Origin of the sequence: Rickettsia gravesii BWI-1, from assembly GCF_000485845.1 — a bacterium.
Lineage (GTDB): Bacteria > Pseudomonadota > Alphaproteobacteria > Rickettsiales > Rickettsiaceae > Rickettsia > Rickettsia rickettsii.
This window is the reverse complement of record NZ_AWXL01000008.1, coordinates 1-11,170: the sequence shown is the minus strand read 5'-3', so window position 1 is coordinate 11,170 and position 11,170 is coordinate 1. Positions and strand designations below refer to the sequence as shown.

Genomic DNA, 11,170 nt, shown 5'->3' with positions numbered 1-11,170 from the left:
AGTCTCGTAATACCGAAAAATAAAGAAACAGCTAGCCTTTGTTATGTTGATCTTTCTACTTCCGAAATTGTTGTAGTTAATGTACCGGAAACGGAAATTCTTAATGAGCTGGCTCGTTTAAAACCTCGTGAAATTCTGCTTAGCGAAAATCTAAGATCTTCTAATCTTGCGAATAGTATTTTCAAACAATTAAATTTTCGTATCACCTATCAAGTTGATAGTTTTTTTGCTATTAATAAATGCGAAAAAATCATTTTAGATTTTTATAAAATGAAAGATATTAAAGGAATCGGCGAGATATCTAGTAGTCAAATTTGTGCCATAGGTAGCGTTTTAGAATATTTATCGTTAACGCAAAAACAAAATATTCCTCATTTGCCAATCCCTAGAATTATCAATTTTCATAGCTATATGACTATTGATTTCTCTACTAGACGCAACCTTGAAATTGTAACAAACTCACAAGGCGGTTCGCAAGGAAGTTTATTAAGCACCCTTAATCATACGGTTACTAAACAAGGCGGACGTTTACTATATAATTTTCTTTCAAGTCCTTTAACCAACATTGCTAAAATAAATCATCGTTCAAATATTACCGAGTTCTTTTATTCCAACTTAGAAATAGTAAAAAAAATTAGAGAACTTTTAAAAAAAACTAGTGATATAGAACGCTGCTTAACACGTATTACGATGAACAGAAGTGCAGGTCGTGATTTACTTAGCATTAAATATACTTTAGAAACGGCAACGATTATTAAAGGAGTATTCTTTGACGCTTACGGTTTTAATTTACCTGATTTTATCGAAAAAATTATTAAACCTCTATCAGGCGATGCAGAATTATATAATTTAATAGACGAAACAATACGAGAAGATGCACCGAATAATTTAAGTGACGGAGGTATAATAAAACATGAATATCATCCGAAAGTAGCCCAATTACATGATTTAATTAATAACGGAAAATCACATATTGAAAAGCTAAAAGATCAATATCGCAAAGAAACGGGAATAGACAGTTTAAAAATATCTCATAATAATGTTATAGGGCTTTTTATCGATATCACCGCTAAAAATGTTAATAAAATCCTTGATCCCAAATTTATTCACCGTCAAACAACGGTTAATCATGTTCGTTACACTACTGCTGAACTACAAAAGCTTGAAAGTGAGTTAGTTAACGCTAAAACCTTAGTAATAAGCTTAGAAAAAGAATTATATGCGGATATTTGTAGCCAAGTAATCGAAAAAGCTTCCTATTTACGAATGCTTGCAAGCTCCTTAAGCGGGCTTGACGTATTTTGTAATTTTGCTTACATCGCTGATGAATATGATTATGTTAAGCCTGAGTTTACCGATGATTTAAGCTTTGATATCGTTAAAGGACGGCATCCTGTAGTAGAGAAAGCACTACAGCGAGAAAGCAAAAGCTTTGTATATAATGATTGTCATTTATCAGAGCTTGAGCGTATTTGGTTAATTACCGGTCCTAATATGGCAGGTAAAAGTACTTTTTTACGTCAAAACGCCATTATTGCAATTATTGCTCAAATAGGTTCGTTTGTGCCGGCAAAAAGTGTTAAAATAGGGGTAGTCGACAAAATATTTAGCCGAATAGGTGCTGCCGATGACCTAATTAAGGGACAATCGACCTTTATGGCAGAGATGCTTGAAACCTCGGCAATTCTTGCTCAATCTACAAAAAACTCACTAATCATACTTGATGAGGTAGGTAGAGGCACATCCACTTATGACGGGGTATCTATAGCATGGTCGGTGCTTGAATATATTCATGATAAGCTGAAATGTCGCTGTTTATTTGCAACGCACTATCATGAGCTAACCGTTATGAGTAATTTCCTGCCGGCTTTGCAAAATTATACTATCGCTATTGAGGAGTCAGGTAAAGATATTCTATTTTTACATAATATTATATCAGGTGCTGCCGATAGGTCCTACGGTCTTCATGTTGCGGCTCTTGCTGGTCTTCCTGCGAGTGTTATAAACAGAGCTGAGCAGATTCTGCTTAAATTTGAAAAAACTTCTACAGGTAAAGGAAAAAATATTTTATCAACGGAATCAAATAATTTGAGTTTATTTAATCTTGAACCTAATAAAACTACTATAAGCAGCAAATTAGATGAAAAATTCAGCACTATAGATCCTGATAAACTATCCCCTAAAGAAGCACTTGAGTTAATTTATAAGTTAAAGAAGTTGGTTTGATGCGAGTTTAGCAGTGCCTGTGTGGATCAGTTTTTTCATCATTGCGAGGAAAAACTGCAAGTTTTGACTAAGCAATCTCAGGAGTTTGTTATTATTTCATGAGATTGCCACGCAGCCTACGGCTGCTCGCAATGACGATCTAGGATCTATGCAACCTTGCCTCCCTTTCCAACCAATATTTACTACAGGCGAAAAAATTAGGATTAGCAAAACTTTCTTTACCGTAAGTAATTTCTTGTCCATGCGTATCTAAAATATTACCACCGCCGGCTTTAATTAAAGCATGACCTGCCGCTATGTCCCATTCCATAGTTTGACCGAATTTTGGATATATATCAGCTGCTCCTTCAGCAATTAAGCATAGTTTAATTGAACTGCCTATTGCATTTATTTGACCGAATGAATACTTACTTAAAAATTCTTTAGTAGCTTTATTTGAATTATAAAAACCTATTACCGCATTAAGCTCTTCATGTTTAGGTTCATGATTAACAAATATTTCTTTAGAATTCTGTTCGATTTTTAACCGACCGTTTACATCGGTATAATATAGCTTTGCTGTTTCAGGGTGATATATCAAGCCGATGGTTGGAAAACCGTTTTCAATAAGCCCTATATTGACCGTATATGTACTTTTACCGTTTACATAGCTCCATGTCCCATCAATAGGATCGATTAACCAAAAAGTATCACTGCTGAATATAGGTAGCGGCTGCTCTTCACATACTATAGCTATTTGAGAGGTTAAGGTTTGTAGAGTTTGATAAATTATTTTACTAATTTCCTTATCGGCATTAGTGACTACTGACCCATCTGATTTAATATCAGTCAATATTCCTGCCTTTTTTATATCTAGTGCAATCTTGCCGGTATTAATAATTAAATCTTTTAAAGCATTAATTAAATTGTCATTCATAATTATTTATTTAACATCTTTGCAGCTGTATCATCTTCTAACCACTGACCGGTATTTAAAAACGTAGATTGCTGCAACTCAGCAATTTGATGATCAGGTGACCCCGGTAACATTTGCCACCCCAAATATTCAATTCCATAATATCCTATATCAACCATACTTAAATAAGAGCCCATATTTTCTAAATCTTTTTTATTATTTGCAAAAATTACTATTTTTTTAGGTTGTTTCGGTATAATTTTTAAGAACTCTATAAGAGCTTTTACTCTATTTATATTACCGGTAAATATTATACCTAAATAAAAAATAGGGGCTTCAGCATCGCTTGGATTAAATCTAAATACATCTTTATCATTAACTTTATTAGTAAAATTAATATTGAGTCCGTAAAGTAAGGTATATAACCATCCTTCATAATTTTCAATTAAATTACATGGGGCCGTTATTTCCTGAAGACCTAAAACCGTTGCACCTTGCTGTTTCATCTTATTAATTAAATCTACCCATTTAGATTCAACAAGCATCATTTGACGCTGCACTATCAATTTTGCAATAGTTTTATTAACTGATGCGTTATCCGCTGCAAGACTATATAAATATTTAGTAAAATTTATATAAGAATTATCCTGATATCGAAATAATTTGGATTTCGGTGTTATGATAGTATTATCTATATTTATAAGTACCAGCGTATCTGCATCTATCTTCGGTAATAAGTTTTTCATTGTTACTGAATCTACGGAGTAAGTAGGAATAATTTGACCGTAGCCCGCATACGAAATAACTAAGCAAAGTAAACTCAATAAAACTTTATTTATTCGTGTCATAAGGATTTTTACCTTTTGCATTATTATTCTTTAAAGGTGGATTATTTCTTTTTAGCTTATTTATTTGAGATATTAAATCATTAATCAGTTTAGTATAATATGCAACATCTTTATTTTTCGGAGTATTTTTATTATTATAATGATAACCAATAAATAATATATTAGAACTATAACTACTAAGTTGAAATTCCATTGAGCTTAGCAATTCCATGCTACTACTAATCATTATAAAGCATTTCGGTATAAAATGCATTTGAACAAGGAAATTGAGCATCATTTCCGCTTCCGGTATATTATTACTCGTCAATATACCCTTATAAAATACCGGATAAGTATTAGCAAAACTGTCTAAATTATTAAAAATAATATAATTATTGTTTGGAAAACTATTTGAAAAATCAATATCGAAATTTTTCTTTAAATAATCGGCAAACCATATCTCAAATTTAGGAATATTATTAAAATTACCGGTAAACCCATCATTTACTGCTATTATGGGGATTTTACTATTACTCATTGCATTTACAAAATTTGGAAAATCAGATTCTTGTAATTCTTTCTTATAACTATCATTAGTTAAAATCAATTGATTTATATAAATAGCTTTTGAATTTTTATTAATATTACGTAAAAGAGGAGTTAGTGTAAGATAAATGTCTTTATCAAGCTGTTCAACAATAGGCACTAAAGACTTAAACAAAAATTCATCTAAAACCGTTACTACTAATAAATCCTGAGGTACATAATTTTTATTATAATTTTCTTTAAAATCTTGTTTTATTTTATTTAAACTATCCACTTCTATAATTTCTGCACGAACTATAGAAGCAATAAATAATATTAGAATAAATATATATTTTTTAAACATTTATAATTTCCATTTTTTTAAAGGCAGCATATCACCCTGTGATTTTCTATGTCATTCCTGCGAAAGCGGGAATCTAGGAAAACATATACCAATTATTAAGGTTATTTTTTCTGGATTCCCGCTTTCGCAGGAATGACATATATTAGTGTTACCACATCATATTGCTAATATCAATTCATATTAATTATAACATAGTAAATATGTTTGGAAGTTTTTTTAGTTCGCTTGGCGGTACTGTTGGAAATGCATTTGGCGGCGGCATATTTTCAAGCGTGGGAAGATTTGTCGGCAAAATGCTTGGTGAGTATTTAGATCAACTAAATCACGAACCGATAGAATATGACAATATTAAAAATTTCAAAGAAAGTTTTAAATATGTAACAGCTAATTACAGCGAACCTATACCGCTAATTCTCGGTACTGCAAGAGTTAACGGAAAAATAATTTGGGCAAATCAAAATACGCAACTAAATTGTTATGCTCTATAACCAGTTTCGTAGCAAGAGCCGGTAGTAAATAAATCTCTTTAGGGTACGAGTCTAGAGCTGATAAAATATAACTATTACCGAATAATAATTTGCTTGCAATTAGCTCACTAACAAAATCCGCTCCGACTTTTTTGGGATTCGGTTTTTTTAGCAAATAATGCACCGGATGGTCTAATATTACTTCTTCGGTTTTACTTTTAAGCACTTTCCACGGAACATGTCCAGTCGATTGTGCAATTAAATTAATACATCTATATACTATAACATTTTCTCGATAAGCTTCTATGCCGACTCTGACTCTTTTTAAATTACCATATGCAATGTCGTTTAGTTCAATAAAATTTTGTGATTTGGTAGTACTATTCTTCCAAAACTTTTTCCAATAATTTTTTATCATATATCCTAATATATTTGTTGTTTTCAGGATTATATAATGATTTGGGAGGTAGACTAAGATAGCTTAATAAGATGTTAATGTTCGTTATAATGTATTAAAATTATTTCTTTACAAATAGAAAGATATACTATTTATTATAAAACATATTACCATGAAATATAGCAACTTGATAGGATATAAAAAACATGTCTTTACCATCTGAATATTATTCACAATGACCCACAACAGCTTAAGCTAATAAAAAATTTTATAAAAACTAAAAAATATGACGAAATAAAATCAATTTTAGCATCTAAGAACAGCTATAATTTGTTAGGGTTACATTATGCCATTACGTCATTTGATCTGGAAGCATATAAACTTATTATTTCTTATGCTAAACCCTAGCCACTTTACTTCTGCTGAATACAATAGATATATACATAACATCGATGATACATCTATGCTTGATGTAGCAGCATTTATAAATTTTGATACTATACAATATAGAGATACAAAAAGCAGCATGTTGCAAGAACTGATTAGGTTTAAGAAGAGAGCAATTGAGGAGCAAAATAACAATGCAATTAGTGAACTTAAAATAGAAGGATTTAAATTAAAAAATTAGCTAGTTATTTAAGTTTTTAAGAGTTTAAAAGCTTTATTGAAGATAATAAAATTGAGATAAATATTGAAGAACTTAATATTGCAAAATTTAAAATAAAAAAATTATCACCGATTGCAGAAGTAATTTATAGCGAAAACTCTGATATTACTATTTTAATGACAAGGACTTACAATGTAAGCGATTTAAATGACAATATAATTCTTCATAACTATACAAAGCTTTTGCAATGGGGACCTACAAATAAGTTATTAGCCTATATAGCGGCTAATATTAAAGTGCAAGATAGCCTAAAAATAATATTTGATAATAAATCATTTTCTCATTACGATTGAGACAATAACCTAATATGTATAGGCGCAGAAAAATTAAATTTAGAATCAATAATAGCACATGAATTTGGACATTATGCAATAGAGAAAATTTTTTACAATGCAAGTATCCCACTAAATAATAGTTTTCAAATTTTGAAAACAGATTTCGTAAAAAATGCACCATATCAAAATGATGATAAAATATTTTTGCCTAAAAATTTTGAAAGCTTAAAGCGCTTAATTAATAGTTCATATGAATATAGTAGTATAGTAGAGCAGCAAAACCAATACTTGATTTAACGGCAAATTTAATATTAACACCAGAGGAAAGAAATGAAATTAGTAGTAAATATAACGATAGTAAAGAATTGATTAAATATTTAAAAAACGAGACTATATTACCTATATTTTACTTTAATAATTATAGACCGGAAAAAGCAGATACAAGAGAATTAGAGGAAGTTATAAAAACTAATTCTCATGCCCATATTATGACCAATTTAATTATTAATTTACTAAAATTACCTTGTGTAAAAGAACAGGATTATCATGAATTATTTGCAACTGATCCAAAAGTTCAATTGCAATGTATATTAACCAAGATTCTACCGCAAATAATAAAAGATAAAGATCTTACTAGCGAGCAAGTTTACTACTTAGAAAAAATTGGAGATCTTATACACAGAGAATCAGATGATAGAGCTGCAGAGTTCATAGTTAGGTATCTAGAAATTAGTATAGATAATTTATTGCATCCCATCGAAGATTCACGTATTATTAATGCAATTCAACCACTGGTAGATTTTTGGGAGGAACACATAGTTCCTAAAATGGAATCTACTATTATAGGATGTACAAAGGAATATAATTGTGACACATTTGATGGAGCGTAATTAATTTAGCTATTGTTGTGTGGCGCTTTTTTATGTCATTCCTGTGAAAGCAGAAATCCAGTACTTTAAAGCTTTTTAAAGATTTTACTTTAAAAGTGAAACAATATAATAAAAAATCTTTGCAATCAAGATTTTTTTAGCCTGGATCCCTGCTTTCGCAGGGATGACATCACTGGCTTTTCGAAAACTATCCAGCACTATAACAAAAAAACCCTAATCACTAAAATTATACCTAATATTTTTTCTAGCAGAACTTATATCTTTTAAACGTTCACAAACCTTTTCAAAGACTTGTTTAGGCAAGATATTTGAAGCATTAATTTGTAAAAATTTATCGTCTTTTAATTTAATCGAAAAAGAAGGCTCTTGAAATTCCGGCCCATCAATTTCTCTAGCAATTTTTATATAATAACCGATTATATGACTGTTGTAATAATCACTTTTACTAATCATTTTCTTAGCTATTTTATTAATCTGCATGTCAGTTTTAGCAGTATAAGTAACCGTAAGGGCAATACCTAGCATAAGACGCTGTCTATGACTAAAAGGAATGTCTGAAGATAATATAAATTCCGAAACAAAATTTGCTCTGAGCGTTTTATCAATATTTTTATTATATTGTGCTAGCATTATAGCGAGTTCAATAATAATAAGAGTCGTGGCATCGGAATTAATTACAAGATATTGTACTGCTTCAATATATTTTTCAATTTTACATATATTTCTATCAAATTTTACTAATCTCTTCACCCTCTCATAAATAATATCTTTTTCTGTTTCATGAGACGGCAACGAGTCAAATCTTACTCCTTCTTTTAAACCGTAATTTGAGATAATAATTTTTTCTGGTGAAAATACCTTAATCATTGCTTTTATTACTAAAACTGCATTATAATTTATGGCTTTCTGCTCGTAATAACTCAGCTTTAATTTATCGATTTGCGATAATTTCTCTAAATATAACTCAAACTCTACACGATTTATTTCAAAATTATGTAAATTTTTAAGGGGATAATTTATAGACTCCATGTATATACGGCTCATTAGACGTAATGCACCGCCAATTAAATATAAATTAGGATAATGTGCAGCTCCAAATTCTTCCTCTAGCATTTTAGTAATCAGCCCGACATCACCAAAATTGCTACTAACAATAATTTTTGTACCAAGCGGCAATGATTTTAATTTACCGACTTTTTTATTTCCAATCTGTGCAAGCTCAAGACTTCCACCTCCAAGATCGGCTACAATACCGAAAGCATCACTAATACCGGAAATTAATCCGGCAGCAGTTAAATAAGCTTCACGTTCACCTGAGATAATTTCAATATCAATATTGAATCTCTTTTTAATTATAGCTTTGAATTCATCTGCTTTAGGATGCCCCCTAAGTATAGCTGTTGCAACACATCTAATATTAGTAACGGACAGTTTGGTAAAAATATGAATAAGATATTGTAGCGATAAATATGTTTGATGTTTTACGTCTAAATTATCTAAATTAAGTAAATTTGTAAGATAATTTCTAAATTTATAATTAAAAATTTCCGGCGCTCCAAGCTCATCACTTTCATAAACTACAGCTCTTAAAGCATTTGAACCGATATCAATAATAGCTGAACGCATTTTTGGATCTTACTCATTATTTTCCGGAACAGTTATTGTTTCGGTCTCTTCAGAAGCCTCATTATTATTTGCCCTAGGGTCAAAAGGTACTTGAGTAGGTACAAAAGTCGGCGGTAATAATCTACTAGTAAAAAACTTATCTTCGTAATACTTAATTTTACGAGATTTTATAGGCGGAAAGGATTCTATTAAAACAATTTGCTCATCTCTCGGTAACTGTATTACTTCTTGAGGTAAAAGTAAAGCTCTTTGAACCTGAGAAACGTTTTGGGTTCTAGTAGAAATATTAAGATCAAAAAATAAAGGTTTACTAAATGATCTTTGTTCTACAGTCTTATTACCGACAAGCTGCGATATTAAATTTGCCGTTTCATAGTTATTAGCGGCAAAAGTAATACGATATGTTGCATTAGATAAGAAAGAATTCATCCCTGCATCTTCATATGTTCCTTTTAACTGCTGTGTATCTTGAATAATTAAAAATAAACGAACTCTATAACCTCTAAAATAAGCTATACCGGCTTTAAAAGTATCCATCTTCCCAAGCGTCGGGAACTCGTCAAGTAAGAACATTACTCCATACGGCTCTTCCTTTAAATCCGGCATTTTGCGGCTTAAAAATTCTGTCGCCTGCTGATAAAACACCTGCATTAATTTTTGTAAACGCTGTATATTATCGGGCGTTAACCCTACATATACGGTTGTTTTTACTTTTTTAAATGCTTGTATATTGAAATCAGAAGATGCTGTAGCTGAATCAATAAGTGGATTTGCCCATAATTCAAGTGATGAGTTCATTGTAGATATTACACCGGAACGCTCTTTATCAGCTTTTTGCAAAAATGCAGCAATATTCATATATGCAACAGGATGTATTACACCACCAAGCGTATCGAGTACGACCGCTAGATTATAAACTACGTCGTCACTCCTCATAGTACGCACTACTTCACCGAAAGATTTAGTTTTAGTAGGATCGGCTATTAAATATAGAGTTACGCCTAAAAATAAGCTTCGTGCCTCATTATTCCAAAAATCCTTTTCCGGCATTATAAGATTTGAAATTTTTTGAACGTCATCAACCATTTGCCCAGGCTTAGTACTAACCCAATCAATCGGATTATAACAATGAGTCACACCATCAGGATTAGAAGGCTCCCATACAAAAACTTTCTGCCCTTGCTTCTCACGCCAACCACTTGTCAACCCGTGATTTTCGAGCTTTATGTCATGCACTACTACCGAATCACTCCAAAATAACAAGTTAGGTATCACAAACCCTACACCTTTACCTGAACCGGTAGGAGCAAATAATAAAGCATGCTGGAACCCGTCTGCAACAAAATATCCACCGGCATCAACACCGATCAGCATACCTTTCTTAGATCTAAGACCTGCAGCCTCTATATCTGACGGATTAGCCCAGCTTGCATCTCCATATACTTTTTCATCTTGTTTGAAAAATTGTAATGATTTTATTCTTTCAAAATTTTTAATGTAAAATATTATAACAATAATAGCCGGACCGAGAAGAGAGGCAAGTAGCTTCAATTTTAAATAATTATAGTCGGCAATTTTTAACTGCCCCCAAACGTTAATAAGCCAGTAAGCCCACTTATAAGCAATATTTATAGCATTTATATCTACACCTAAAGCTCCAACCTCATTAGTAACAATTGCAACAAATGCACCGCTTATCCAAATGGTACAAAAAATAACAACCGGATGAATTATAGCATGACCGAATATATTTCTAGTAACTTTAAGTATCTTATGCCATTCCATGAATTGATATTTCTAGTTTATTCTTATATATTAGTTTTTGCGTGGAATAATTTTTACGTCATTGCAAGCGACTAAAAGGAGCGTGGCAATCTCAGGATTGTGGCCTGAGATTGCTTAGTCAATTACTTCGTAATTTCCTCGCAATGACGTTTTTAAACCATCCCCTCAACGTTCTTGTTCTTCTTATAATATACTTCCGAAACATATCTTTTCCCGCCGCTACCAC

Annotated in this window: 10 protein-coding genes and 1 pseudogene; 5 read left to right on the top strand and 6 right to left on the bottom strand. The window is 31.4% G+C overall.

Going from position 1 to position 11,170, the window contains the following annotated elements:
* Positions 1–2,226 (top strand): DNA mismatch repair protein MutS (gene mutS, locus RGRA_RS0102770; protein WP_024547254.1); only part of this gene is annotated, 2,226 nt, incomplete at its 5' end.
* Between the two features lie 139 nt (positions 2,227–2,365).
* On the opposite strand, the gene RGRA_RS0102765 is transcribed toward mutS, so the two are convergent.
* From RGRA_RS0102765 to RGRA_RS0102755, 3 genes are read right to left on the bottom strand one after another with little or no spacing between them, the layout of a single operon-like run.
* Complete coding sequence (locus tag RGRA_RS0102765; RefSeq protein ID WP_017443109.1) at positions 2,366–3,142, bottom strand: 3'(2'),5'-bisphosphate nucleotidase CysQ family protein; 777 nt, start codon at positions 3,140–3,142, stop codon at positions 2,366–2,368.
* A 2-nt stretch (positions 3,143–3,144) separates the two neighbouring features.
* The gene (locus RGRA_RS0102760; RefSeq protein ID WP_017443108.1) at positions 3,145–3,990 is read right to left on the bottom strand and encodes a DUF2608 domain-containing protein; all 846 of its coding nucleotides are present in this window, start codon (positions 3,988–3,990) and stop codon (positions 3,145–3,147) included.
* A complete protein-coding gene (locus RGRA_RS0102755; protein WP_024547253.1) occupies positions 3,953–4,837 on the bottom strand; it encodes a DUF2608 domain-containing protein in 885 nt (294 codons plus the stop codon). Before RGRA_RS0102755 ends, RGRA_RS0102760 begins: the two co-directional genes overlap by 38 nt.
* A 200-nt stretch (positions 4,838–5,037) precedes the next feature.
* On the opposite strand from RGRA_RS0102755, the gene RGRA_RS0102750 reads away from it, so the two are divergent.
* Positions 5,038–5,325, top strand: coding sequence for a hypothetical protein (locus RGRA_RS0102750; RefSeq protein WP_017443186.1), 288 nt, complete (start codon positions 5,038–5,040; stop codon positions 5,323–5,325).
* Here the strand turns inward: RGRA_RS0102750 and RGRA_RS14265 are convergent.
* Complete coding sequence (locus RGRA_RS14265) at positions 5,267–5,530, bottom strand: hypothetical protein (RefSeq protein WP_330216860.1); 264 nt, start codon at positions 5,528–5,530, stop codon at positions 5,267–5,269. The genes RGRA_RS0102750 and RGRA_RS14265 overlap by 59 nt on opposite strands.
* A 565-nt stretch (positions 5,531–6,095) precedes the next feature.
* On the opposite strand from RGRA_RS14265, the gene RGRA_RS08535 reads away from it, so the two are divergent.
* The 3 genes and pseudogenes from RGRA_RS08535 (at position 6,096) to RGRA_RS14260 (ending at position 7,750) form a co-directional block, all read left to right on the top strand.
* Positions 6,096–6,329, top strand: coding sequence for a hypothetical protein (locus tag RGRA_RS08535; protein WP_236609768.1), 234 nt, complete (start codon positions 6,096–6,098; stop codon positions 6,327–6,329).
* Between the two features lie 679 nt (positions 6,330–7,008).
* Positions 7,009–7,533, top strand: coding sequence for a hypothetical protein (locus RGRA_RS13210; protein ID WP_017443182.1), 525 nt, complete (start codon positions 7,009–7,011; stop codon positions 7,531–7,533).
* 32 nt (positions 7,534–7,565) lie between these two features.
* Positions 7,566–7,750: pseudogene (locus RGRA_RS14260) on the top strand (hypothetical protein).
* Here RGRA_RS14260 and RGRA_RS0102715 read toward each other — a convergent pair.
* Positions 7,747–9,159: a Ppx/GppA phosphatase family protein gene (locus RGRA_RS0102715; protein WP_017443181.1), complete on the bottom strand. Its 1,413-nt coding sequence runs from the start codon at positions 9,157–9,159 to the stop codon at positions 7,747–7,749. The pseudogene RGRA_RS14260 and the gene RGRA_RS0102715 sit on opposite strands and share 4 nt — an antisense overlap.
* A gap of 9 nt (positions 9,160–9,168) precedes the next feature.
* Positions 9,169–10,944: a type IV secretory system conjugative DNA transfer family protein gene (locus tag RGRA_RS0102710; RefSeq protein WP_017443180.1), complete on the bottom strand. Its 1,776-nt coding sequence runs from the start codon at positions 10,942–10,944 to the stop codon at positions 9,169–9,171.
* Positions 10,945–11,170: the final 226 nt, after the last annotated feature.

Excerpts from the sequence above, each read along its gene's own strand:
- RGRA_RS0102760 (WP_017443108.1), bottom strand. The coding sequence starts at position 3,990 with ATGCAAAAGGTAAAAATCCTTATGACACGAATAAATAAAGTTTTATTG.
- RGRA_RS0102765 (WP_017443109.1), bottom strand. The coding sequence starts at position 3,142 with ATGAATGACAATTTAATTAATGCTTTAAAAGATTTAATTATTAATACC.
- RGRA_RS0102710 (WP_017443180.1), bottom strand. The coding sequence starts at position 10,944 with ATGGAATGGCATAAGATACTTAAAGTTACTAGAAATATATTCGGTCAT.
- RGRA_RS0102715 (WP_017443181.1), bottom strand. The coding sequence starts at position 9,159 with ATGCGTTCAGCTATTATTGATATCGGTTCAAATGCTTTAAGAGCTGTA.
- RGRA_RS0102755 (WP_024547253.1), bottom strand. The coding sequence starts at position 4,837 with ATGTTTAAAAAATATATATTTATTCTAATATTATTTATTGCTTCTATA.
- RGRA_RS08535 (WP_236609768.1), top strand. The coding sequence starts at position 6,096 with ATGCTAAACCCTAGCCACTTTACTTCTGCTGAATACAATAGATATATA.
- RGRA_RS0102750 (WP_017443186.1), top strand. The coding sequence starts at position 5,038 with ATGTTTGGAAGTTTTTTTAGTTCGCTTGGCGGTACTGTTGGAAATGCA.